Source organism: Salisaeta longa DSM 21114 (assembly GCF_000419585.1).
Taxonomy (GTDB): Bacteria; Bacteroidota; Rhodothermia; order Rhodothermales; family Salinibacteraceae; genus Salisaeta; species Salisaeta longa.
Genome location: NZ_ATTH01000001.1, coordinates 1,430,811 through 1,453,920 on the forward strand (window position 1 = coordinate 1,430,811; position 23,110 = coordinate 1,453,920).

A 23,110-nucleotide genomic window follows, 5' to 3' on the forward strand; every position below is an offset into this window, starting at 1 on the left:
CCCACGCCCGTTCGCCTCACCTATTCCTGCCCGCTCCCCACTATGGAACGCGCCCTCATCGACCTGGCCTACGTTGCCGCGGCCATTCTTTTCATTTTGGGACTCAAGCGCATGCAATCGCCGGTTACGGCCCGCGTGGGAAACGCCTTGGCCGCGTCGGGCATGCTGGTAGCCGTTGTCGCGACGCTCTTTCTGCAAGAGATCCTGTCGTGGCCCATGATTGTGAGCGGGCTAGCGCTGGGGGGCGCCGTTGGAGGGTGGCTCTCGCAGCGCGTGGAAATGACCGATATGCCCGAGCTGGTGGCGGTCTTTAACGGCTTTGGGGGCGGCGCCTCGGCGCTGGTGGCTGGGGCCGAGGTGGCCCGGTACGCGCAGCAAGCTTCCGTGCTGAACGCCGCAACGGTGGCCGGCAGCGACGCCTTCGTCATTGGCCTCAGCATCCTCATTGGCACCGTCACGTTCTCGGGCAGCTTCGTGGCGTATGGCAAGCTCAGCGGGCGCCTGTCGGGGCAGCCGCTCACCTTTCCGGGCATGCGCGGCTTCACCATCGGCATGTTGCTTGTGGCGGGCGCGGCCCTCGTGCAGATGACGCGCGGCGCGGGAGGGCTGCTCGTGGAGGGCACCGGCCTGGCCTACCCGGCGCTCGCGCTCTGTCTGGCGGCCCTCGCGCTGGGCGTGCTCCTCGTGGTGCCCATCGGCGGGGCCGACATGCCCGTCGTCGTGTCGCTGCTCAACTCCTACTCGGGCCTCGCGGCCACGGCCACCGGCTTCGTGCTCAACAACACCGCCCTCATCGTGAGCGGAACGCTGGTGGGCGCTGCAGGCATGATCCTCACCGTCATCATGTGCGACGCCATGAACCGCTCGCTGGCCAACGTCATGCTTGGCGGGTTTGGCGGCGACGGCGACGCCCCTGGCGCGATTGACGTCCCCGAAGGCAAAACCGTTCAGGAGACCTCGCCCGACGACACCGCCATCCTTACCAGCTACGCCGAGCAGGTGATCATCGTGCCGGGTTACGGGCTGGCTGTGGCGCAGGCGCAGCACGCCGTGCGCGAGCTGGCCGACCTGTTGCAAGAACAGGGCATCACGGTGAAGTACGCCATCCATCCCGTGGCGGGCCGCATGCCCGGCCACATGAACGTGCTGCTGGCCGAGGCCAATGTGCCGTACGAACAGCTATACGAGATGGACGAGATCAACCCGGAGTTTTCCACGACGGATGTGGCGCTCGTCATTGGGGCCAATGACGTGGTGAACCCTGCCGCGCGCACCGACGAAGGGAGTCCCATTTACGGCATGCCGATCCTAAATGTAGACGAAGCCGAGACGGTGGTCGTCTTCAAGCGCAGCCTCAGCCCCGGCTACTCGGGCGTACAAAACGATCTGTTCTTTGCCGACAACACGAAGATGCTGTTCGGCGACGCGAAGGAGACCGTAAGCGCCCTCGTCGACGAGGTGAAGGCCCTGCAGGCTGCGTAGCGCCGCCTCGTCAATCCGCCAGAAAGTCCATCACGAGGCGCGCAAACGCGTCCGGCGCATCGGCATGCACCCAGTGCCCGGCGTCCGCGATAGTTTCGAGGCGCGCGTGCGGAAACAAGCCGCGGATGGCCGGCAGATCCGCATCGGCCACGTAGTCCGAGCGCCCGCCGCGCACAAACAGCGTGGGCTTGTCGAACGTCCGCCCGCTCGTTATCGCCGCATTGATGGCTTCGTAATTGGCCCGAATGGCCCCCAGGTTCATCTGCCACCGGTACGTCCCGTCTTCGTACGCCAGGTTTTTCAGCAAGAACTGCCGGATCGGAAACGATGGCACATCTTCGGCCAGCGCCTCGTCGATGGCGCTTCGGCTGTCGTAGGCCGACGGATCGATGGCCGCGAGCGCTTCAAGCAGCTCGGTGTGATGGGGCGGGTACGCCTTCGGCGCCATGTCGGCCACAATCAGCCGATCCACGAGCCCCGGGTACGAGAGCGCCGTCTGCATGGCCGTTTTGCCGCCCATCGAGTGCCCTAGCAGCGTGACGGTGCCCAGCGCATGGCGGTGGATAAAGTCGCGGATGTCATCGGCCATGGCCTCATACGTCAACGTCTCGTGGTGAGGCGAGCGGCCGTGGTTGCGCTGATCGACCGCGTACACGGTCGCCTTTTCTTTGAATACGTTGCGGCTTAGCGTATGCCAGTTGCCGCTGGCGCCCAGCAGGCCGTGCAAGATGATAAGGGGCGGGTTGTGCTTGCCGTACTGCTTGTAGAAAAGATCCATGATGGGTTGGTTGTCGGAGAATCTACGCGAAGAAACGCGGCACCGTTGGCATAGGTACCTTGCCCGTACGCTTGCGTTCGCTTCGGTTCTGTGCCAACTTCTTTCGGCCCGTGTGGCTCCTCCTTGTCGTTCTGCTATTCACCGGACGTGCGGCCTACGCGCAGCCCGCTGCGCCTCAGCAGGTGGGCGTGTGGGGCGGGGCCTCGGTGGCTTCCGGGGGCCTCATTGCGCCGTCTACCACCTCGCGCCTTTCGCTCGGCGCCGTGCGGTATCAGCGCCGCCTGCTGCCTGCGTTCACCTCGGCGGCCCTCTTGTACACGCTCGATGCGCTGCCGTGGGTGGTGCTGCATATTCCCGGACGCAACTTTACGACGCCCCGCACGCCGCCCGGCCGCGTGCCCCCGGCGCGCCGCGTACGGGGGGTGGGCCTCGTGCCGGCCGGGCTCCAGCTCAATCTTCGCCCGCGCCGGGCCGTGCAACCTTTCATTAGCGGCAGCGTGGGCTTTGTCTACTTCTTTGAGGTGGTGCCCGATACCAAGGGCCTGCAGATGAACTTTTCGGCCGACCTGGGCGCCGGTGTTGCGTGGCACCCCACGCGGCCATGGACCCTGCAGCTTGGCTATCGTTACCACCACCTATCCAACGGTTTTCGCGGAGTTATCAATCCCGGGTTTGATGTCCACTTTCTCTACGCTGGCGTCCTCGTGGCGCTGTAGCCTCGTTCTCATCCTGCTGTGCGGATCGCTAGCGGCGGCCCGCGCCCAACCGCAGCCCACCCCCGTACAAGCCACCGACTTGCTCAAGATCCGCTCCATCGAAGCGGTGCAGCTTTCGCCCGATGGCCGCTACGCTGCATACGTGCAGAAGCGCATTGTGGAGACGCCCGCGGCCGACGCGCCCTACGCGTATCGCCACCAGCTGTACGTAGTGCCCACCAGCGGCCGCGACGCACCGCGCCTGCTTACCCGCACGGCGAGCGCTACGCAGCCCGATTGGCATCCCGACGGCGACCTGATCGCTTTTGTGCGCCCCGTGGATGGTACGCCCCAAATCTTTGTGATGAGCACCACCGGCGGCGCGCCCTACCAGCTCACCAGCCTTCCGCACGGCGCCACCCGTCCGCGGTGGAGCCCAAACGGCCAACAGCTGCTGTTTGCCTCCACCCGCCCGGCGCCCGCGGTGGCCCGTGCGCTCCGCCAGGTGCCGTCCTTCAGCGAGCGCCCCGGCCGCTCGCCGCGCGACACGCTCTGGGCCCCACCCGCCGACACGGTGCTGGTGCTGCGCGACGCCGCCACGCTCGCCCCGCGCGACACGCTCAACCTCCCGCTACGGCCCGACACCAGCGCGCGCATCTACTCGCAGACGCTCGCGCCGCGCCTCGACACGCTGCGCGCCGTCCCGCCGGACAGCCTGCAGTCCGTCCTCGATTCGCTGCGCCTCGTGCCCGATACCCTCGCCATCAAACCCCCGCGGCCGCCGGCCACGCCCGATGGTACGCTCCCGCAGGTGCGCCGCTGGCTTGCCCAGCGCCAGGCCCGCCACAACCCAAAGGTCATCACGCGGCTCGACTTTCAGGGCGAGCATGCGCTCCGGCCCGATGCATCGTTTCGTCACCTCTACACGGTGCGCCTTCCCAATGACCTGCTGCAGGAGACGCCGCCGCGCCCGCAACCGCGCCTCCTCACGCCCTACTTCCGCAGCTTTTACGATGCCGCGTGGCTCCCCACCGGACGCCAACTTGTGGTGAGCGCGCCGCCGGCCACCAGCCGCCACCCCGACCGCGTGCGTGCCCGGAGCCTCTACTTTGTCGATGTGCAGGCGCGCACCGTGCGGCGCCTGCTGCATCTGGAGCACTACGCCCTCAGCGCTCCCCGCGTTACGGCCGATGGCACCCAGCTCGCCTTTGTGGCGCGCGACCTACGCGACGCCGGCTATGCCCAAAACGAACTGGGCCTGTTTGCCTTGGATGGGCGGAGCAAGCCGCAGCTCATCACCCGCGCCTTCGACCGCTCCCTGAGCGCTCCGAAGTGGTCGCCCGCCGGATGGTACCTGTACGCCACCGCTCCTTCCGAGGGCGGCGTTCCCCTGTACCGCTTTGCGCCGTTTGCCCAAGACTCGACGCGCGCGCCCTATCAACCGCCGACGCTGGCCGTGTCGCGCGACTCGTTTGTGGTCGACAGCACGCTCATCCACGACGTGGCGCCCGAGCAGCTCGTACCCCCCACGCAGGGCGTGCGCGCCTTCGACGCGACCGACGCGACCGTCGTGTACGCCCGCACCACGCCGCGCAATCCGTACGCCCTGTACGTAAACACCGTCAGCTTTACCGGCGAGGAGCTCCTGGCCAACCCCAATGCGTGGATCGCCCAGCGGCAGCTGGCTTCCATGCGGCCGTTTACCGTGCAAAGCGACAGTTTTACCATCGACGCCTGGCTGATGCGCCCGCCCGGCCCGGTGCCCCCTCAGGGCGCTCCGTTGCTGGTTGAAATGCACGGCGGGCCCATGGCCATGTGGGGCCCCGGCGAAGCTACGATGTGGCATGAGTTTCAGTACCTCGCGGGCCGCGGCTACGCCATCGTGTTTGCCAACCCGCGGGGCTCTGGCGGCTACGGACGCGCCTTTAAGGCGGCCAACTTCCAGAACTGGGGCCCCGGCCCCATGCAGGACGTCTTGGCGGCGGTCGATGCCGTCGTCGACTCGGCGGGCATCGACGCCTCGCGCCAGGTGCTCACCGGCGGCTCCTACGCGGGCTACCTAACCGCCTGGATGGTGAGCCAAACGGATCGGTTTGACGCGGCCGTCGCGCAGCGTGGCGTGTACGACCTCTCCACCTTCTTTGGGGAAGGCAATGCGTGGCGCCTGGTGCCTTGGCACTTTGGCGGCTATCCGTGGAACGGCGCCGTGCCGGCCCCGGCCGGCCGCACCGACTCGACCTTCACCGCCACGGCCGACTCGGCCTACCGCGCCGTCATTGAGCATCCGCCGGTAGATTCGCTCCGCTCCCCCCCGCGGGCCGCGCTCCTTCGCAACAGCCCGCAAACCTACGCACCGTCCATCCACACGCCGCTCCTCATCATGCACGCCGACGACGACCTGCGCACCGGCGTCGTGCAGAGCGAGATGCTCTACAAAAGCCTGAAGGTGCTGGGCCGCCCCGTCGAGTACGTCCGCTACCCCAACGCGGGCCACGACCTCTCGCGTACCGGCGCCCCCGCGCAGCGCATCGACCGCCTGTTGCGCATCTACGAGTTTCTGGCACGCTACGCGCCGCCACGGGCCGCCCCGTAGCCTGTCACCTCGTCGCTGACATTCTGTATCGTGTCGCGCATCGCGCGGGCATCTCTTTCAGGGATGTAACACCTGCCGAGGGAACGCGCCCACCGTGGGCCCACCGTCTGCCAATTGGGCACGGCCGGGCGGCTTGGCATCCTTTTCGTGGGCATAGAATGCCCGTCGCGCTTGATGCGCGGCGCCCCGCATGTCCTGTTCAGAATGTGTGATGATTATGATTCGTAATGCACATTTTCGCCGACTCGAAGAATTGTACGCCGGCACCCACAACAACCAGCGCGTATCGATCGCGCACGGCCGCGCCCAGCTCAACGGCGCGCTGCAAGCTGCGTCTACCAGCGACCACCACGAGCTGCTAGAGGACGTGGCCATGCTCGCGGCCGGCTCGCTGGAGAAGGAACGCCGCGTCACCGCCGAGCGCTTTACCGTCGATCTGCAAGCACCGGATCACGACGGTCCGGTGACGGCCACGGCCCGCGTGGTGATGACGCAGCCGCCGCATGTGGTGGTAGAGGCTGCGCTCCTAACGACCGACGGCGCCGTCATTGCTACGGCGCGCGGCGTCTACAAACCCGGCACAGAAACGCTGCCGGACGACGTGGAGCTTCCCGAGGAGCCGGTCGATGACAACGAGCGCCCCGATCCGGCCCTCTTCATGCCCGTCTTTCCCACGCCGGTGGGCATGATCTGCCTGAACTAGGCGCTGCGTTAGCCCTCAATCATTTACGCGAAAGTCGAGCGGCTGCTTTGTGGGCGCGCCCGTGCTGGTGCGAAACACCATCATGGAGCCACAGCGCGGGCACGCCGTCTGCTCGATGTCGTAGCGGTCGACATGCGTGGCGGGCTCGTCGAAATACGTATCGCACGTCCGGCAGAAGTAGCGCCCGGCCTGCGCATTGAGCGCGGGCATCGGGTCGGGGAGGCGCTGGAGGCGGTCGTAGTGGTCGCAGAAGTCCGTGAGCACGCAGTCGGCGCACTGGGGCGAACGGGCCGTGCAGGTGTAGCGCCCGTGCAAAATCAGTAGGTGGTGCGCATCGCCCCAGTCGCTGCGCGGGATGATGCGCTTGAGCTGCGCGCTCACCTTCGCCGGGGTGGTCGCGTCCCGCGTTACGAGTCCAATGCGATGCGCCACGCGGTACACGTGCGTATCCACCGGCAGCGTGGCGCGATCGAAGGCGACGTTGGCCACCACCTCGGCCGTTTTCTGCCCGACGCCCGTCAGGGTTTGCAGCGCCTTCGGCGTCTCCGGAATCGCGCCATCGAAGCGATCCATCACCTGGCGCGCCATCTTGGCGAGGTAGCCCGCCTTGTTGTTGGGAAAGGTAATCGACTGAATGTACGGATAGATGTCTTCCGGCGTCGCCTTGGCCAGGTCGGCCACGGTGGGGTAGGCCGCAAAGAGCGCAGGCGTCTCCTGATTGACGCGGGCATCGGTGCACTGCGCCGATAAGATGACGGCCACGAGGAGCTGATACGGCGAGGTGTAGTGCAGTTCGGTGGCCGGGCGATCGATGACGTCGCGGAGGCGGTCGAGCGTTTCGCGTGCACGTTGGGTACGGCCCACAGGCGGTCGGAAATTACGTGGAGGCTGTCAGAAGTTTACCGGCGCGTTGAACCCGCCGGAGCGGGCATCGTTGGAATGCCGTCTTATGTGTTCCACTACCGAATGTGCGCTCATGCGCTGGGTTTCTGTGCTATGCGTGATCGTCGCGTTTTGCGCGGGCGGCGCGCCGTTGCAACCATCGGTGGCCGCGCCGCTCCCCACCGCGGCTTCTACCCGCACGGCTCCGCCAGACACGCTCTCGGCCCAGTCGTCGATCGCCCTGCTTACCATTCGCTCTGGCGCACCGCTCTATTCGGCCTTCGGGCACAGCGCCCTGCGCGTCTACGATCCCGTGCGCGGCATCGACCGCCTGTACAACTACGGCACCTTTAGCTTCGAAGACCCCTGGTTTCTGGTCAAGTTCACCTACGGGCAGCTCCGCTATTTTCTGAGCACCACCTCGTTTCCGGGCGCCCTGCGGGCGTATCGCTTCATGAACCGCCCCGTGATTGCCCAGACCCTCAACCTTACGCGGGCGCAGCGCTCGGCGCTGTTTCGCTTTTTGGAGCACAACGCGCAGCCGGAGCACCGCTACTACCGCTACGACTTTTTGTACGACAACTGCTCGACGCGCATTCGCGATGCGCTGCGCTACGTGCTGGGCGATACCTTGCGGTGGGGCGCGCGCCCCGATCCCGCGGCTACGTTTCGCGACCTCTTGGCCCGCTACATGCAAAACCGCCCCCTCACCTGGGCCGGCATGGACCTGGGCCTGGGCCAGCCCGTCGACCAAGACGTGAACACCTTCGAATCGATGTTTTTGCCGCGCTACCTGATGGAAGCGGCCGACCACGCGGTGCTGCAAACCGACGGCACCCGGCGCCCCCTCGTGGCCCGCACCGACACTCTCCTGTGGATTGAGGGGTACCGCCCAAGCCCCCACGCCGCCAATTGGCCGGTGTGGATGGCGTGGCTCGTCTTTGCCTTGGGCGTAGGCACGACGGCCTGGCAACTGCACAAACGCCAGCCCCCGGGCTGGGGCCTCGACGGCACGCTGTTTGGAAGCGCCGGCGTAATAGGGCTCCTGCTTACGTACCTGTGGATCTCAACCCACGACGTTACCACGCCCAACTGGAACCTGCTGTGGGCTTGGCCCTGGCACGTCCTGCTGCTCAGCCCATCGCTGCGGGCGCGCCTCTCCCAAACGAACCGCACCCTCTACTGGAGCCTCACCGCCGGCGCCTGCCTGCTAGTGGCTGTGGCGTGGCGCCTCATTCCGCAAGACCTCCCGGCCGCCTTCTTTCCCATCATCTTGCTGATGGCCGTGCGGGCGATCTGGCGGAGCGCTGCGATGCACATCGACATGGAGGCGTCTGCGTAACCCGGCGTAGGCGGTGCACTACGCAGATGACGCAGGCACAACATCCAGCAGTTTTGTACAGGCACCGCAGCCTTTGTTACGCGTCGGCATCTTCCAGCACATCCGCCGGACGCACGTCCCACAGCAGCATCGTCTCGATGTCTACGTAATCCTCCTCGCCCTGGTCGTCTGTGAACTTGTAGTCGCCGTACGTCGACCGCTGAAACGGCGGCACGCGCTCCCACACCATGCCCTCGTGGTCCTTGAAGTGCTTCGGGTAGGGGTTGCGCACCGAGTAGCTCGGGTGATACGAGTGGTACGTCTTCTCGGCCTCGTAGATGGCCGCGCGCCGCGCGCCCGCCTTCGTAGCGCTCTCGCCCTTCACCCGAAACGGCGAAATCTCGATGGTGGCCGTCACAAAGCCGTCCTCCTTCTCGTGGTAATGCGGGCGCATCACCTCAAAATCGGTGGGCTCGGGATATGCACTACTTTCAGCTGCCATGGTCGGTCAAAACAATCGGTCAGAGGATAACAGACGACAGAGCAGACCCTGTCATGCAAAGCATACCCAACACAAAGCCGATCGTTTAGATTCTGCGCCTGCACAACTTCCCCGAGGATTTGCGCAACGCGCCCGGCCGCCGGCTGCCACACAACCCTACGCGGCGGCTCCTTTCAACTTGTCACGGTGCTTTTGGCGAAGCTTGGCCAGCTTGGGATTGATGACCGCCTGGCAGTACGGCAGTTGCGGGTTGCGCTGGTAGTAGTCCTGATGCTTCGCCTCCGCCTCGTAGAAGGTGTCGAGCGGCTCCACCTCGGTAACGATCGGATCGTCGTACACCCCTTCTGCCTCCAATGCGTCGATGACGGCCCGCGCCGTCTCGCGCTGTTCCTCGGTGTGGTACAGAATGATGGATCGATACTGCGTGCCTACATCCGCCCCCTGCCGATTTTTGGTGGTGGGGTTGTGGATCGTGAAAAAGATTTCCAGGATGTCGCGGTAGCTCAAGACCGCCGGGTCGTAGGACAACTGCACCACCTCGGCATGGCCCGTGGTGCCGTTGCACACCTGTCGGTAGGTGGGGTTGGGGGTGGAGCCGCCGGCGTACCCCGACGTTACCGCAGCCACTCCGTCCACCCCGTCGTACGCAGCTTCGAGGCACCAGAAGCATCCGCCGCCAAGCGTAGCCTGTTCGAGCGAAGAATCAGCCATTGCGCTGTATCAATCAGTCCAAAAGAATGTACGGGATGCTACGCCGCAGCGCGCTCAAAGATTGTGACCACCCCGCAATATGCACAGCACCGCCCCCAAGGCCCGGTTAGCCGATGATGGTGCAGGTACCGGTTTGGAAGGCATGCTCCAGCGCCTCGGTGGCATCGTCGCGTAGGGCGTCGGGGGTGTCGTGGTGCGGCCCCACGATGGCAATGCCGATGCTCACGCCGCCCGCGAGCCACCCATCGGCGGCCGACATAGCCTCCTGCAAGTTGCCGCCCCATTGCTCAACGGCGGTTTCGGGCTCGCGCACAAACACCCCGTACATCAGCTCGCCGAAGCGTTCCATGCGGTGCGGACCGATGCGCTGGCTCAGGTGGCCACCAAGCGACTGCTCGGCGGCCTGCACCGCCTCGGCGCCTTCATTGGCAATGGCCTCGGCCCGATTCAGGTAAATGAGCGCCAGGGCCAGTTCGTCGCCCGACTGCCGGGCCTTGTGCATTTCCTCGGCGATGATCTCGCGGCGCGTGCGCTGGGCGGGGGGCCGAGAGGCCTCGGGGTTTGCATCGGCTGCATCGGGGACGTCCGATTCGGGTGTGGGCTCAGGGGCGGGAGCGGGCGATGCCGCCTCCGAGGGTTCGGTATCGGGCGCTTCGGCATCGGACGGCGCGGGGGCCGCGTGTGCCTGATCGGCTGGCCGCGCCTCGGCCGCCTGTTGATCGGCCCGTGCCGCCGACGCTTCGGCCGCCTCCGATGCCGCGTGCGGGCCGTCGATGAGGAGGGCCATGGTTTGCGCAAACGACTTCATGAGACGCTGCGGGCGGCGCGCGCTTAGCAAGTCGGCCTGACTGGTATCCGCGACGAGGAAATACGTGGTGGGGCCATCGGTGGAAATTGGCGCGAGGGCCGCGTGTTGGAGGGTTGGCGGGGTGGCGTAGTAGCGCAACACCTCAGAGATTTTGTCGTCGGACGAGCAGAGCGCAAGTTTCTCGCGCGACATCGTAGCGGTAAGCAGCGGGCGGTGGGTCCGAAACGTGCCCGACACCTGCACGTCCGCAATTTCGCTAACGAGGGCTGCGATTCGGTATTCAAGCGCCACCTCCTCTTGCGCGAGCAGCGCCACCGTTTGTACCGAGAGGGCCGCGCGCAGGGCTTGCATGTACGGCACCCACACCGGCGCATCCTCAAGGGGGGTGTGCTGAATGGCCTGCACCGGGGGGCGCTCAACCACGGGCGCAACAGACGCGGGCCGCGCGTCGTCTGAAGGGCCGTTGTCAACGGGCGTGGGGGCCGCTGCAGCTTCCGACGTCTGTGCAGCAGATGCGTCTTCGTTCGCTACCGGCGTGGGGCCGGCCGCCGGCGCCGCATCGGGCGCGGCCGGCCGCGCTTCCGAGAGTCCGAGCGATTCAAGCGACTCGGCCGGGCGCTGTACCGGCGCGCGCGGCGGCTCGCCAATCTCCAGCCAGGCCGCAAGGCCCTGCCCCGTGCCTACCAACGCCAACGTGCCCGCCACCACGTACATCCACGAGAGGCTTAAGAAATAAGCCAGCATGGCGATGAGAACGCTTGCCGCAACCAACCCGGCAGCCACTTTCCCCTGAAAACTCATGTGTCGTGCGGCCATGTGTTTGTGCGTTGTTACTCCGTCACCGATGAGCGTGCCTGCGGCACGTACAAACGAGGAGGCGTGGATGCGCCTTACGGGTTTCTAACGAGCAACCCTTCAGATCGATCGAAAATCGTGTGATGGTATGCGATGCATGATCCGGTGTTGCTCCACACAGCCCGTTGGCGCGTTCCACCAGCCATGCAATGCCGCTTCAACGTCCGGTTTCTTCACGTTGTGGAGGATGGTGAAAGGTACCTACACAGAAACGAAGAGTTTGTGTAGGGTTGCATCTTCGGGCGCTCGTTCCCTTAGCTACCTCCCGCATGGTACCTTATTCGACTGTCCTTGTGCCCATGACCATCACCCTTGCGACGTTCACCGAGGCCTTTCTTTCGCTGTTTGTAGCCATGAACGTGCTAGGCGTTCTGCCGCTGTTTATCGGACTCACCGAGGGCATGAAAACCGGCGAACGGCGGCGGCTGGTGGTGCGCGCGACCACTACGGCGTTCGTCATTGCACTCGTTATCCTGCTCACCGGCCGGTTCATCTTCGAGACGCTGGGCATTACCCTTAACGACTTGCGCATTGGCGGGGGCATCATTTTGCTGGTGCTTAGCATTACCGACTTGCTCTTTAGCAACCTCACGCGCCAGCCCTCGAGCAACGCCGTGCCAGAGGCAGACCTTGCCGCTGTTCCGTTGGGCACACCGCTCATCGTGGGCCCTGCCGCTATTACGGCGATTCTGGTGCTTCAGCAGAGCGTCGGGTACGGCCCCACCCTGGCGGCGCTTTTGGTTAACCTGCTCATCACCCTCACGGTGTTTATCTTTGGCCCCACGCTCATCGGGTACTTGGGCGCAAGCGCCTCCAAAGCTTTTGCGAAGGTCGCAAGCCTCTTTCTGGCGGCTATCTCGGTAGCGCTCATTCGCACCGGCATCACGGACACCATCATGAGCCTTCCGGGGTAGCCCGCGCGCCCAGCCCAAACCGCGCGGCTTCGTCCACGAACCACCCGATGGCCTGCCGCGGATGAATGCGGGCCGCGGGAAACGTGGGGTCGCCTTGCAAGCTGCCCCGCAGCGCGCGCTCTGTCGCGTGCCCCGTGGCCACGACGGCCACTTGCCGTGCGCCGTTGAGCACGGGGATCGTGCACGTCAGGTGCTCCGCAACATCGTATCGGGGCGGCGCCGTCACCGCACGCACCCACTGGGTGTCGTCGGAGTGCAAATCGTTCTCCGGGAAAAGACCGGCGGTGCGGCCGTCCGGATACAGCGACAACAGCGCCAAATCAAACGTATGCGTCCGCTGATCGAAGTAGGTGCGCAGCACCTCGGCATAGCGCCGGGCCGCCGCGCGCGGACTGGCGGCGTCGGTCGGGATGGGGTGGATGTTGGGCGGCGGCAGCGGAATGACATCCAGCAAGGCGTCACGCACCCGCCGCTGCGCACTTGCAGGGTGCGTGGGCGGCACAAGCGCCTCGTGGCTCCAAAAAACATGCACCCGCGACCAGTCGAGCAGCGCATCCTCAATGGTGCCCAGCAGGTCGTACGTTAGCTGAAGAGGAGCCGCTCCGCTAACGGCCAACGTGTACACCGACTGCCGCGACAGAATGGTTTGGATATGCGAAACAACGTGCTGCGCTATCCCTCGACTGAGCACGTCGAGGTTGGGATATACGTAGAGCGACGCCTTTGGCCGATTGGGCATAAAACATTGCTACCACTATTTGTGTCGTTCTATAACGCGCAAAAATTATGCCGGTTACTTAAAATGTGCATAGATCGAAGCGGCCAGCCGTTCTCCTTTGCGCATGCAGTTTATATCGCACGAAGCATTACGATTTGTAGGCAATGTCAGGCAGTCCCACGGCCGCCTGACATGCACCCTGCCCCGCTGAGCAGCAACACGGGGCGCCCCTGGTTTCGCCAATAGAATTGCCAAATTGAAAGAATTTAACGCATCAGGGACCGCAAATGGGTGATCAGTGTTTTATACTGTCTGTGTTTGCATCTTTACTTTCGTTCGCTTCTGACTCGACTGCTTCTGTACTTATGGCTTCCGACGCGCCGATGTCCGATGCGTCTACCGACGCGGCCTACAACCCATCTGCTATTGAGGAGAAGTGGTACCAGTACTGGGAGGCCAACGATTTCTTCCATGCGGATGAGGCATCGGAGCGCCCGCCGCATACCGTCATGATGCCGCCGCCCAATGTGACCGGGCGCCTGCACATCGGCCACGCGCTGCAAGACGCCATCCAGGATGCCATCACCCGCATTCGGCGCATGCAGGGCTACGAAGCGCTCTGGATGCCCGGCATCGATCACGCCGGCATTGCCACGCAAAACGTGGTGGAGCGCAAGTTGGAGACGGAAGAAGGGCGCACGCGTCACGATCTGGGCCGCGAGGCCTTTGTGGAGCGCGTGTACGATTGGAAAGAGGAGTACGGCGACATCATCCTCCAGCAAAAGCGCACCCTGGGCGATTCGTGCGACTGGGAGCGCCAGCGCTTTACGATGGATGAGGGGTTTACAAAGGCCGTGCAGGACGTCTTTGTACAGCTCTACGAGCAGGATCTTATCTATCGCGGCGATTACCTCGTCAACTGGGACCCCAAGAACGAAACGGCCCTCTCGGATGAGGAGGTTGACAATGTGGAGCGCGCGGGCCACTTGTGGCACATCCGCTACGACCTGAAAGACGCCGAGGGTGCCCTTACCATTGCCACCACCCGCCCCGAGACGATGATGGGGGACACGGCCATCGCCGTGCATCCCGAGGACGAGCGCTACGCCCACCTGATTGGCGAAACGGCGCTGTTGCCGCTCTTGGGCCGCGAGCTTCCCATCATTGCCGATGATTACATCGACAGCAGCTTCGGCACGGGCGCGCTTAAGGTTACGCCGGCCCACGACGAAAACGACTTCGCGATTGGCGAGCGCCACGGGCTCGACACGATCAACATCATGAACCCGGATGGCACCATCAACGAACACGGCGGTCCGTACGCGGGCCTCGACCGCTTCGAAGCCCGCGAGCACATCGTGGCCGACCTGCAAGCCGAGGGCCGCATCGTGTCTGTTGCGGACCATGTAAACAACGTCCCCGTCTCCAGCCGCTCGGGCGCCGTCATCGAACCCCTCATCTCGCGGCAATGGTTTGTGCGTATGGAGCCGCTGGCCGAAAAAGCTAAGGCGGCCGTTGAGGACGGAACGATCACGTTCTACCCGCAGCGCTGGGCCAACGAATACTTCCGGTGGATGGACGACATCCGCGACTGGTGCATCAGCCGGCAGCTGTGGTGGGGGCACCGCATTCCGGTGTGGTACTACACCGACGCCAACGGCGCTGCCGACCCGTCGCAGGGCTACGTGGTGAGCGTTGAGCAGCCCGAGCCGGGCATGGTGCAAGATGAGGACGTGCTGGACACGTGGTTTTCGTCCTGGCTCTGGCCCTTTGCCACGCTCGGCTGGCCCGACGATACCGAGGCGCTCGACAAGTTCTACCCCACCGATGTGCTGGTGTCGGGCTACGACATCCTGTTCTTTTGGATTGCCCGCATGATCATGGCCGGGCTCTGGTTTACCGACGAGCCGCCGTTTAAGCACGTCTTTATCACCGGCATGGTGAAGGACGAACAGGGCCGCTGGATGAGCAAGAGCCTCGGCAATGGCATCGATCCGCTGGAGATGGTGGATCAGTACGGCGCCGACGCCACCCGCTTCACGCTCGCCATGCTGTGCGCGCAGGGACAAGATATTAAGCTCGCCCCCTCGAAGTTTGAGATGGGGCGCAACTTTGCCAACAAAATCTGGAACGCCTTCAACGTCTTCGGGCAGTTCATGGAGGAAGGCACCGACTACCGGCGCACGCGCTCGTTTGAGGAGTTAGAGCTCGCCGAGCAATGGATGCTGCATCGCCTCAACACGGCCATTGCCGACATTGGCGACGCCCTGGAGCGCTACCGCCTCAACGAGGTCGCGCAGCGCATCTACGATGTGTTCTGGCGCGACTACTGCGACTGGTACCTGGAGCTCATCAAGCCGCCCTACGGCGAGGCGATGGACGACGAAACCATCGCACTGGCTGTGGAAATCTACGAGGCGCTGCTGAAGCTCCTGCATCCGTTCATGCCGTTCATCACCGAAGAGCTGTGGTGGCAGTTGCGTCCGCGCGGCGAGGGCGAGGCCTGCATCGTTGCCACGTGGCCCACGGTGGATGCCGAGGCGATGGACGATGCGCGGGCGGCGGCGTTTGGCCACCTGCAAGACCTCATCTCGGGTGTGCGGGGCATCAAGAGCGATTACGGCGTGGGCGATGGAAAGGCGGTACAGGCCACCATCAGCGTAGCAACACCCGAGGAGGCCGCCATCGTAGAGAAAAACGCGGACTACTTCGAGAAACTGGCGCGCGTTACCGATCTTACCGTGGCCGTGGAGGCCAGCAAGCCCCCCGCCAGCGCCTCCGCCGTGGTTGAAACGAGTCAGGTGTTTGTGCCACTTAAAGGCATGATCGACCTCGAACAGGAGCGTGAGCGCTTGCGCAACGATATTGCCTCGAAGGAGGGATTCCTGCAGAGCGTAGAAGCCAAGCTGTCCAACGAACAGTTTGTTGAGAAGGCCCCGGATGATGTGGTAGAACGGGAGCGGCAGAAGAAACGCGACGCCACCGCCGAGCTCAAGCGCCTGCGCGCCAACTTGGCCGACCTTGAAGACCTGGAATAGATGGGTTCATGCGTGCATAACACGTCGTGTGGATCTTGTGCCGGGCCTACGCCTTCCACGGATGCATGTTTTTCCTGTACGAATTTTTGCACCACATGACCCGCCGATTTTTGCGCCCTGCGGCCGTCCTTGCCGCCTGCGTCTTGCTAAGCATGCTTTCCGGATGTTCGTCGAAAGAGCCGGCCGGCACCCGCGTGACCGTGAGCGACTTTCGGTACGTGCAGCTGCCCGACGGCGAACGACAGTTCATGGGCCGCCTGCATAACAAAACGAAACAAACCATTCCATACGCTCAAATTGATGTCGCCCTGTACAACCGGTCGGGCGTACAGGTGGGCCGGCGAAAGATTGCGGTCGAAAAGATTCCTGCGAACGGCAGCGCGCCCTTCAAGCGCAGCGTGAGCACCGATGCCAGCGTAGACGGGGCCCGCGTGGAAAGCGTGCTGATCCCGTAACGCGTTGACGATGCGGGAACGCACCCTACCTGCTCATCCTATAATCGCACAGATTCGATAAACAAGACGCCAGTGCTCGTTATGCCTCGTCGGTCACGCTGTACACAGCCATGTTGTTGTCGGTGTTGTTGCACCGGCCGGCCGCCGTCGTGGATGCATGCGCTGTGGGGAGTTCCCGCTTAGCACACCGCGCATTGCTGATCGCCTGCTGGCCGCTCCGGTTCGTTCCGTGAGCGGCTTTTCTATTGTGTATCACCGTTTATTGCATGACGCCTGTCCCTTCAACGCACACCCCTGATGCCGATGTACGCGCCGCTATCGGCCACACGCCGCTGCTGCAGTTGTCGCGCATTGCCGCCGACCTGCCGGCCTCGGTAACGCTCTACGCCAAGGCCGAGCACCTCAACCCCGGAGGCTCGGTAAAAGACCGCCCGGCGCGCGCGATGATCGACGCCGGATTGCAAAGCGGCGCGTTCGATCCGTCCACCCAAACGCTCATCGACGCAACCAGCGGCAACACCGGCATTGCCTATGCCATGCTGGGCGCAGCCATGGGCTTCGACGTGCTCCTTGCCCTGCCGGCGAACGCCTCCGATGAGCGCAAGCGCATCCTGCAAGCCTACGGCGCCGAGCTGCTGCTCACCGACCCGATGGACGGCACCGATGGCGCCCAGGCCCGCGTCCGATCGGTCGTGGAGGCGAACCCAACGGCGTACTTCTACCCCGACCAGTACAGCAACGCGGCCAACTGGCGCGCGCACTACGCGGGCACCGGCGTCGAGCTTTTAGAACAAACGGAGCACCGGATCACGCACTTTGTGGCCGGGCTGGGCACCTCGGGCACGTTCATGGGCACCGTGCGCCGCCTCAAAGAAGCGCGGCCCGCGGTGGAAGCCATCGCCATGCAGCCGCAAACGCCGCTGCACGGGCTGGAGGGCCTAAAGCACATGGACACGGCCCGCGTGCCCGCCATTTACGACGCCTCCCTGGCCGACCGCCACGTGCGCTGCGCCACCGAGGACGCCTTTGCCATGACGCGCCGCCTCGCTGCCGAAGAGGGGCTGCTCGTTGGCCCTTCCGCCGGTGCCAACGTGGCCACGGCCCTGCGCATCGCCCGCACCCTCGACGCGGGCGTCGTGTGTACCATCTTGTGCGACACCGGCACGCGCTACCTCAGCGACGACTTCTGGACTTCTTCCTGACCCTGACTGCCTTATGCTTACCACCGACGCCGTTCTTGACGACATTCGCGCCCACGGGGCCGATGCGTACCCCGAGGAGGGATGCGGCTTTTTGCTCGGCCAGCCCACCGCCGCCGGAAACCACGTCGTGCGCATCCTGCCCGTTACCAACCGGCGCACCGAACAGCGCGAGCGGCGCTACGAAATCACAGCCGAAGACTACCGCGACGCGGCCGCTGTGGCCGACGCGGCAGGCCTCGACGTGGTGGGGTTCTACCACTCGCACCCCGATCATCCCGCACGCCCGTCGACGACCGACCTCGACGAGGCCACGTTTCCGGGCTACACCTACGTGATCGTGTCCGTACAAGACGGCACGCCGGGCGACCTTACGGCCTGGACCCTCGCCCCCAACCGCTCACGGTTTGAGGAGGAGTCGATTGCCGACCCGTCCGCGGCCGAAACGATTGCCTAACACGCACACCACTCATCGCACTGTTTCACCAACGAACCTGCTTGCTTTTATGGCAACGACCACCGACACCCCAACCGTTACGCTGCACATTCCAACCCCGCTGCGCTCGTTTACCGACGGGCACGCAACCGTAGACGTGACCGCCGGCACGGTTGATGCCGCGCTGCGCACGCTTGTGGAGCGTTACCCCGACCTCAAGAGCAATCTGTACACCGACGACGACACGCTGCGGCAGTTCGTGAATGTGTACGTGGGCGACGACGACATCCGCTACCGCGACGGCGTGGCAACGTCCCTCGACGGCACCGAGGAGGTCTCCATTGTGCCGTCCATCGCCGGGGGCCGCGCCTAACACGCCCCGCGCCTGCTGGCATCTTCCCTCGCGCGTTCCACCCACCCCAACCGACCCTTTTGTATGGCTACTTCAACCGCTGATGCGGCCACGCTCTCGCCCGATGAACTGCGGCGTTACAACCGGCACCTGACCCTCCCAGAATTTGGGCGGGCCGGGCAGGAAAAACTCAAGAACGCTTCCGTCCTTTTGGTGGGCGCCGGCGGCCTGGGCTCGCCCGCGGCGATGTACCTCGCCGCTGCCGGCGTGGGCCGCATTGGCCTGGTGGACTTCGACCAGGTGGAGGCCTCTAACCTGCAGCGCCAGATTCTGTACGGCACGAGCGACGTGGGCCGCCCCAAGCTCGATGCGGCCGCCGAGCGCCTCCACGACCTTAACCCGCACGTGGAGGTGGACGTCCACGAGGTGCGCCTGACGAGCGACAACGCCCTGGACATCATTGACGGCTACGACGTAGTGGCCGACGGTACGGACAACTTCCCCACGCGCTACCTCGTCAACGACGCGTGCGTAATGACGAACACGCCCAACGTGTACGCCTCAATCTTTCGGTTTGAAGGCCAAGTGTCGGTCTTTGCTACCGAGGACGGGCCGTGCTACCGCTGCCTCTACGAGGAGCCCCCACCGCCGGGGCTGGTGCCATCGTGCGCCGAGGGCGGCGTGCTGGGCGTACTGCCCGGCCTGGTGGGCACGCTCCAGGCCACCGAGGTCATCAAGCTGCTTACGGGCATTGGCGAGCCGCTGGTGGGCCGCCTGCTCATGATTGACGCGCTGGCGATGAACTTCCGCACGCTCAACATCCAGAAGAACCCGGAATGCCCCGTGTGCGGCGCCCACCCGAGCGTGACGGAACTGATTGACTACGAAGCGTTTTGCGGCCTTCCATCTGCTACGAACGGAACCGAATCTGACGACATGGCTGTCCCTGAAATCTCCGTGCAAGACCTCAAGAAGCGGCGCGACGCGGGCGATGCGCCCTTCGTGCTCGACGTGCGCAAGCCGCACGAGGCCGAGATTGCCAACATCGGCGCCGACCGCCTGATTCCGCTCGACGAGCTGCCGGAGCGCCTCGCCGAGCTCGAGGACCAGAAGGAGCGCGAGGTGGTGGTGCACTGCCGCTCGGGCGGCCGCTCGGCCAAAGCAACGGCGCTGCTCCGCCAGCACGGCTTCGATGCCAAGAACCTTGCCGGCGGCACGCTTGCCTGGAGCGAGGAAATTGATGACAGCGTGCCCACGTATTAGCCACGCGCCGTGATCAGGAGCTGCAAACGACGAGCGGGCGACGGGGCACTTGGTGCCGGTCGCCCGCTTTTTTGCTCCGTGGCACCACGACGGGCGGAATGAAGGACTGCTTGAAGCGCCTGTGGGGGAAGACGTAGCTGCACGGCGTTCGAAGCAGCGGGCCTACCGCCATGCAGCACAACGCAGCAGCGGCTGTCCAATCGGGCGCCGTCCGCGTGGGGGGGCAAACACAGCCTAGCACTTAGCGCGTGCGGCGCACGATAAGCCCGCCATACGCCGGCACCTCCAACAGCAGCGCCGCACCATCTTGCTGCACCCGAAAGCCGTCGCCCGGCACGGCAAAGGCCAGCGCATAGGTGCCGCGGAGCGTGTCGGGCAACGGGATGCGGAGGCTGTGCGCTTCAGACGAGCGGTTGAGCGCCACGACCACAACGCTGCCCTCGTAGGTACGCCCGTACGCCAGCGTCCGCTGCGCGTCGTTGGTATACAGCGGCGTAAATGGGCCACGGCGCAGCGCCGGATACGCCGTGCGCAGCCCCACAAGGTCTTGGTAGAAGCTGTGCAGGTCGGCGTTGAAGGCCACCGCGTTGCGCTCCCGGGGCTGTCCAAACGGATGGTTCACCTCCGGCTCGTACTGCATATCGGGCCACACCATCGGCTTCCGGTCGTCCGGATCGTCGGCGCCCCACATGCCCGCTTCGGTCCCGTAGTAGATCATGGGTGCGCCCACGTATGTCATCTGAAAGAGCGCCACGAGCCGCTGCACCCGGCGCCCGGTCGGCTCCGGCGCGGTGACATCGTACGAGCGGTTTTGCCGCACCGACGCCACGGCACCCCAGTCGTAGTCGAAGCGCGCCGGCTTTACGTAGCCCGTGTCCGAACGATTGGCGACCATCGAGGCCAGGCGCGGCGTGTCGTGCGAGTCGATGAGGTTCAGAAGCGCATACCGGCGGGCCTTGGTGTAGGCGGTGCGGCGCGCAGCCAGTTGCTCCACAAACGCCGTGGGCCCGATGGCATTGTCAATCAGAAACCCTTTCACGGGATACGCAAAGCCGTGGTAGTTCATGGTGGCCGAGAAGCCACCCTCCGCCAAAAATCCTGAGGCCGCGGCCCAGTCCTCAGCCACGGTGTAGGCCGCGGGGTTGATGGACCGCACGTGCGCGTTCCAGTCGCGCCAAAAGCCTGCGGGCACCTCGGGGGCCACATCGAGCCGCCACCCGTCAACGCCATCCGATGGATCGCCGTCGCCGTTGGGATCCATCCAGCGGCGGGTGCTATCGAAAATGTAGCGCTTCACCTCGGCCTGCAGATCGGTACCGGCGGGGTTGTTGGCAAACTCGGGCAGCGACGCCAGATCCCACCAGCCCACATACGCGAACTCGTTGGTGTCGGGCGTAGCAGGGTCATCGAACGCCGTCACATCGTACCAGTCGGCGTACGGCGCGTCGCGCTGCTCGGCCTGCACGCTGTTGAATGCGAAAAAGTCGCGGCCCGTGTGGTTAAACACGCCGTCGATGATCACGCGCAGCCCCCGCCGATGTGCCGCGCGGAGCAGCGCCACGAACAGCGAGTCGGCACCGGTCATGCGCCAGGTGGTGGGGTCGGTGGGCGTTTCTTGCGCGATGAGGCGCTTGTCGCGGGCCGGCGTGGGGCCAAAGTGCGGATCGATGTGGTGGAAGGTGCGCCCGTCATACTTGTGCAGCGAACGCGCCCAGAACACGGGATTGAAGTAGAGCGCGGTGACGCCCAGTGAGTCGAGATAGGGCAGCCGGTCGATGACGCCCTGGAGGTCGCCTCCGTAGCGTCGGTCGTACACGCTTTCGTAGAAGCCGCCCGGCATGGCCTGCTCCCACGCCGCTTCCTCATACCAGTTGCGCGTCCACGGCGTGACCGTCCATGTGGACGGCACGTCGCTGAGTGGGCGTTCGAGGGTCGCGCGCGTCGGGTCGTTGCTGGGGTCGCCGTTTCGGAAGCGCTCCGGAAAGATCTGGTAGAAGACCGCGTCGCGCACCCACGCGGGCACCGGATCAGGCGATGGCGTGGAAGGCGGCGGTGTCGTCGGCTGACAGCCCACCACACCCAACGAAACGAGAACAGCAAGCAGAACAGCGCGCATAGATTCCACAATTTTGGGCAGACAGGGGCCTGCAAGGAAGCAAATGTCCGCTGCAGGTGCAAGTGCTTCCGAGGTGGAGCGACCTCCGCAGTCAGGAAATCTGCGTAGGTTTGAAGGAAACTTCCGGGGCTCGGGCGGTGGAACGCATCAACGACGCACAGGTAGCTTCCTCTAGCTATTTACTTGCGAAAAATACGGGGACACGCGCATGACTGGTTGGTGTTTATCCTGTAGCCCCATGTGGTAACCCCTGCGCCGTCTTCTCCGCTGATTTTGGATGCCCGCTGGCGCACACCGTGTGGCCGCTGCGGGCTTTTTTCATGCATTGCCCGACCGCCTATGTCCTTATACATCCTCCACGAGAACGACGACTGGATGCCCCCGCTGCGGGCCGCGCTCGATGAGGCCGCCGTGCCGTACACCGAGTGGTTCGTGACCGACGGCCACTTCGATGTGACGAGCCCGCCCCCCGAGGGCGTGTTTTTGAACCGCATGAGCGCCTCGTCGCACACCCGCGGCCATCACGTGAGCGTATCGCACACGCGGCAGCTGCTGGCGTGGCTGGAACGTCACGGGCGGCGCGTCCTCAACGGGTTGCATGCCTTCGAGCTGGAGATGAGCAAGGTGCACCAGCACGCCGCGCTTACGCAACACGGGCTTCGTACGCCGGCGACGCGGGCGGTGGCGGGCGGCCCCGAAGCGTGGCTCGCCGCGGCAAAGGACGTCCCTACGCCGTTTATCACAAAGCACAACCGGGGCGGAAAGGGCCTGGGCGTGCAGCTCTTTCGCAGCTACGATGCCTTTGCACAGGCCGTCGACGCCGGCACCATCGATCCACCGGCCGACGACATCCTGCTGTTGCAGCAGTACGTTGAAGCTGCGGCGCCGTTTATCACGCGCTGCGAGTTTGTAGGCGGCACGTTTCAGTATGCCATCACCTCGGACACCAGCGAGGGCTTCGAGCTGTGTCCAGCCGAGGCCTGCCGCGTGGACGGCCCCACGTGCACGGTGGATGGCGACGATTCGCTGTTTGCCCTCCGCACCGACGTGCCCCAGGACCTGATTGCGCAGTACGCGCAGTTTTTGCAGGCCGAACGGATTGACATCGCGGGCATCGAGTTTATCGAAGACACCGAAGGCCGCGTGTGGACGTACGACATCAATGGCACCACCAACTATTCGCCCGATGTGGAGGCGGCCCATGACGTGAGCGGCATGGCCGCCGTGGCCGACCTGGCCCGGCGCGCACTAAAGGACGCAACCGCTGCGCCGGTGGCGTAGCGCCGCCC

General features: G+C 64.8%; 20 protein-coding genes. 13 read left to right on the forward strand and 7 right to left on the reverse strand.

The window, feature by feature from the left end; translation table 11 throughout:
- The first annotated feature begins 42 nt into the window (after positions 1 to 42).
- Positions 43 to 1,482 carry an NAD(P)(+) transhydrogenase (Re/Si-specific) subunit beta gene (locus SALLO_RS0105840; RefSeq protein WP_022835383.1) on the forward strand — a complete coding sequence of 480 codons (1,440 nt, stop codon included), beginning with the start codon at positions 43 to 45 and terminating at the stop codon, positions 1,480 to 1,482.
- A 10-nt stretch (positions 1,483 to 1,492) separates the two neighbouring features.
- Here the strand turns inward: SALLO_RS0105840 and SALLO_RS0105845 are convergent, their stop codons facing one another.
- Entirely contained in the window at positions 1,493 to 2,260 is a 768-nt protein-coding gene (locus SALLO_RS0105845) for an alpha/beta fold hydrolase (RefSeq protein ID WP_022835384.1), read from the reverse strand.
- Positions 2,261 to 2,319: 59 nt separating this feature from the next.
- Between SALLO_RS0105845 and SALLO_RS0105850 the strand changes: the two genes are divergently transcribed.
- The 3 genes from SALLO_RS0105850 to SALLO_RS0105860 all read left to right on the forward strand — a co-directional run bounded on the left by SALLO_RS0105850 (position 2,320) and on the right by SALLO_RS0105860 (position 6,251).
- Positions 2,320 to 2,976, forward strand: coding sequence for an acyloxyacyl hydrolase (locus SALLO_RS0105850; RefSeq protein WP_169577895.1), 657 nt, complete (start codon positions 2,320 to 2,322; stop codon positions 2,974 to 2,976).
- Entirely contained in the window at positions 2,936 to 5,548 is a 2,613-nt protein-coding gene (locus tag SALLO_RS0105855; RefSeq protein ID WP_022835386.1) for a S9 family peptidase, read from the forward strand. The genes SALLO_RS0105850 and SALLO_RS0105855 overlap by 41 nt, the downstream gene beginning before the upstream one ends.
- A gap of 217 nt (positions 5,549 to 5,765) precedes the next feature.
- A complete protein-coding gene (locus SALLO_RS0105860) occupies positions 5,766 to 6,251 on the forward strand; it encodes a hotdog family protein (RefSeq protein ID WP_157621292.1) in 486 nt (161 codons plus the stop codon).
- 15 nt (positions 6,252 to 6,266) lie between these two features.
- On the opposite strand, the gene nth is transcribed toward SALLO_RS0105860, so the two are convergent.
- The gene (nth, locus tag SALLO_RS15565; RefSeq protein ID WP_040605728.1) at positions 6,267 to 7,115 is read right to left on the reverse strand and encodes an endonuclease III; all 849 of its coding nucleotides are present in this window, start codon (positions 7,113 to 7,115) and stop codon (positions 6,267 to 6,269) included.
- A gap of 112 nt (positions 7,116 to 7,227) precedes the next feature.
- Between nth and SALLO_RS15570 the strand changes: the two genes are divergently transcribed.
- Positions 7,228 to 8,475 carry an Lnb N-terminal periplasmic domain-containing protein gene (locus SALLO_RS15570; protein ID WP_051141317.1) on the forward strand — a complete coding sequence of 416 codons (1,248 nt, stop codon included), beginning with the start codon at positions 7,228 to 7,230 and terminating at the stop codon, positions 8,473 to 8,475.
- A 76-nt stretch (positions 8,476 to 8,551) separates the two neighbouring features.
- Here SALLO_RS15570 and SALLO_RS0105875 read toward each other — a convergent pair whose 3' ends face one another.
- The 3 genes from SALLO_RS0105875 to SALLO_RS15575 form a co-directional block, all read right to left on the reverse strand.
- Entirely contained in the window at positions 8,552 to 8,956 is a 405-nt protein-coding gene (locus SALLO_RS0105875) for a hypothetical protein (protein WP_022835389.1), read from the reverse strand.
- A 156-nt stretch (positions 8,957 to 9,112) separates the two neighbouring features.
- The gene (msrA, locus tag SALLO_RS0105880) at positions 9,113 to 9,667 is read right to left on the reverse strand and encodes a peptide-methionine (S)-S-oxide reductase MsrA (RefSeq protein ID WP_022835390.1); all 555 of its coding nucleotides are present in this window, start codon (positions 9,665 to 9,667) and stop codon (positions 9,113 to 9,115) included.
- 106 nt (positions 9,668 to 9,773) lie between these two features.
- Positions 9,774 to 11,291 carry a nucleotidyl cyclase domain-containing protein gene (locus tag SALLO_RS15575; protein ID WP_157621294.1) on the reverse strand — a complete coding sequence of 506 codons (1,518 nt, stop codon included), beginning with the start codon at positions 11,289 to 11,291 and terminating at the stop codon, positions 9,774 to 9,776.
- A 338-nt stretch (positions 11,292 to 11,629) separates the two neighbouring features.
- Between SALLO_RS15575 and SALLO_RS0105890 the strand changes: the two genes are divergently transcribed.
- Positions 11,630 to 12,244: a MarC family protein gene (locus tag SALLO_RS0105890; protein WP_022835392.1), complete on the forward strand. Its 615-nt coding sequence runs from the start codon at positions 11,630 to 11,632 to the stop codon at positions 12,242 to 12,244.
- Here SALLO_RS0105890 and pgl read toward each other — a convergent pair.
- Entirely contained in the window at positions 12,225 to 12,983 is a 759-nt protein-coding gene (pgl, locus tag SALLO_RS0105895) for a 6-phosphogluconolactonase (protein WP_028566955.1), read from the reverse strand. The two genes, SALLO_RS0105890 and pgl, sit on opposite strands and share 20 nt — an antisense overlap.
- 344 nt (positions 12,984 to 13,327) lie before the next feature.
- On the opposite strand from pgl, the gene SALLO_RS0105900 reads away from it, so the two are divergent.
- The 6 genes from SALLO_RS0105900 (at position 13,328) to moeB (ending at position 19,705) form a co-directional block, all read left to right on the forward strand.
- Positions 13,328 to 16,000, forward strand: coding sequence for a valine--tRNA ligase (locus tag SALLO_RS0105900; RefSeq protein ID WP_022835393.1), 2,673 nt, complete (start codon positions 13,328 to 13,330; stop codon positions 15,998 to 16,000).
- Between the two features lie 152 nt (positions 16,001 to 16,152).
- Positions 16,153 to 16,455, forward strand: a complete 303-nt coding sequence (locus tag SALLO_RS0105905; protein ID WP_157621296.1) for an FxLYD domain-containing protein — start codon at positions 16,153 to 16,155, stop codon at positions 16,453 to 16,455.
- Positions 16,456 to 16,721: 266 nt separating this feature from the next.
- Positions 16,722 to 17,657 (forward strand): PLP-dependent cysteine synthase family protein, encoded by a 936-nt coding sequence (locus tag SALLO_RS0105910; protein ID WP_022835395.1) that lies wholly within the window; start codon positions 16,722 to 16,724, stop codon positions 17,655 to 17,657.
- Positions 17,658 to 17,670: 13 nt separating this feature from the next.
- Positions 17,671 to 18,111, forward strand: coding sequence for a M67 family metallopeptidase (locus SALLO_RS0105915; RefSeq protein ID WP_022835396.1), 441 nt, complete (start codon positions 17,671 to 17,673; stop codon positions 18,109 to 18,111).
- A 49-nt stretch (positions 18,112 to 18,160) separates the two neighbouring features.
- The gene (locus SALLO_RS0105920) at positions 18,161 to 18,463 is read left to right on the forward strand and encodes a MoaD/ThiS family protein (RefSeq protein WP_022835397.1); all 303 of its coding nucleotides are present in this window, start codon (positions 18,161 to 18,163) and stop codon (positions 18,461 to 18,463) included.
- 63 nt (positions 18,464 to 18,526) lie between these two features.
- On the forward strand, positions 18,527 to 19,705 hold the full coding sequence (gene moeB / locus SALLO_RS0105925) for a molybdopterin-synthase adenylyltransferase MoeB (RefSeq protein WP_022835398.1): 1,179 nt from the start codon (positions 18,527 to 18,529) through the stop codon (positions 19,703 to 19,705).
- A 241-nt stretch (positions 19,706 to 19,946) separates the two neighbouring features.
- Here moeB and SALLO_RS15580 read toward each other — a convergent pair whose 3' ends face one another.
- Positions 19,947 to 21,821 (reverse strand): glycoside hydrolase family 13 protein, encoded by a 1,875-nt coding sequence (locus SALLO_RS15580; protein ID WP_040605729.1) that lies wholly within the window; start codon positions 21,819 to 21,821, stop codon positions 19,947 to 19,949.
- A gap of 339 nt (positions 21,822 to 22,160) precedes the next feature.
- Between SALLO_RS15580 and SALLO_RS0105935 the strand changes: the two genes are divergently transcribed.
- Positions 22,161 to 23,102: an ATP-grasp domain-containing protein gene (locus SALLO_RS0105935; protein ID WP_022835400.1), complete on the forward strand. Its 942-nt coding sequence runs from the start codon at positions 22,161 to 22,163 to the stop codon at positions 23,100 to 23,102.
- Positions 23,103 to 23,110 lie beyond the last annotated feature (8 nt).

What these genes read in the sequence shown, in the direction of transcription:
- SALLO_RS0105840 (WP_022835383.1), top strand. Translation starts at nt 43, where the DNA reads ATGGAACGCGCCCTCATCGACCTGGCCTACGTTGCCGCGGCCATTCTT.
- SALLO_RS0105845 (WP_022835384.1), bottom strand. Translation starts at nt 2,260, where the DNA reads ATGGATCTTTTCTACAAGCAGTACGGCAAGCACAACCCGCCCCTTATC.
- SALLO_RS0105855 (WP_022835386.1), top strand. Translation starts at nt 2,936, where the DNA reads ATGTCCACTTTCTCTACGCTGGCGTCCTCGTGGCGCTGTAGCCTCGTT.
- SALLO_RS0105860 (WP_157621292.1), top strand. Translation starts at nt 5,766, where the DNA reads ATGATTCGTAATGCACATTTTCGCCGACTCGAAGAATTGTACGCCGGC.
- SALLO_RS15570 (WP_051141317.1), top strand. Translation starts at nt 7,228, where the DNA reads ATGCGCTGGGTTTCTGTGCTATGCGTGATCGTCGCGTTTTGCGCGGGC.
- SALLO_RS0105875 (WP_022835389.1), bottom strand. Translation starts at nt 8,956, where the DNA reads ATGGCAGCTGAAAGTAGTGCATATCCCGAGCCCACCGATTTTGAGGTG.
- msrA (WP_022835390.1), bottom strand. Translation starts at nt 9,667, where the DNA reads ATGGCTGATTCTTCGCTCGAACAGGCTACGCTTGGCGGCGGATGCTTC.
- SALLO_RS15575 (WP_157621294.1), bottom strand. Translation starts at nt 11,291, where the DNA reads ATGGCCGCACGACACATGAGTTTTCAGGGGAAAGTGGCTGCCGGGTTG.
- SALLO_RS0105890 (WP_022835392.1), top strand. Translation starts at nt 11,630, where the DNA reads ATGACCATCACCCTTGCGACGTTCACCGAGGCCTTTCTTTCGCTGTTT.
- pgl (WP_028566955.1), bottom strand. Translation starts at nt 12,983, where the DNA reads ATGCCCAATCGGCCAAAGGCGTCGCTCTACGTATATCCCAACCTCGAC.
- SALLO_RS0105900 (WP_022835393.1), top strand. Translation starts at nt 13,328, where the DNA reads ATGGCTTCCGACGCGCCGATGTCCGATGCGTCTACCGACGCGGCCTAC.
- SALLO_RS0105905 (WP_157621296.1), top strand. Translation starts at nt 16,153, where the DNA reads ATGCTTTCCGGATGTTCGTCGAAAGAGCCGGCCGGCACCCGCGTGACC.
- SALLO_RS0105910 (WP_022835395.1), top strand. Translation starts at nt 16,722, where the DNA reads ATGACGCCTGTCCCTTCAACGCACACCCCTGATGCCGATGTACGCGCC.
- SALLO_RS0105915 (WP_022835396.1), top strand. Translation starts at nt 17,671, where the DNA reads ATGCTTACCACCGACGCCGTTCTTGACGACATTCGCGCCCACGGGGCC.
- SALLO_RS0105920 (WP_022835397.1), top strand. Translation starts at nt 18,161, where the DNA reads ATGGCAACGACCACCGACACCCCAACCGTTACGCTGCACATTCCAACC.
- moeB (WP_022835398.1), top strand. Translation starts at nt 18,527, where the DNA reads ATGGCTACTTCAACCGCTGATGCGGCCACGCTCTCGCCCGATGAACTG.
- SALLO_RS15580 (WP_040605729.1), bottom strand. Translation starts at nt 21,821, where the DNA reads ATGCGCGCTGTTCTGCTTGCTGTTCTCGTTTCGTTGGGTGTGGTGGGC.
- SALLO_RS0105935 (WP_022835400.1), top strand. Translation starts at nt 22,161, where the DNA reads ATGTCCTTATACATCCTCCACGAGAACGACGACTGGATGCCCCCGCTG.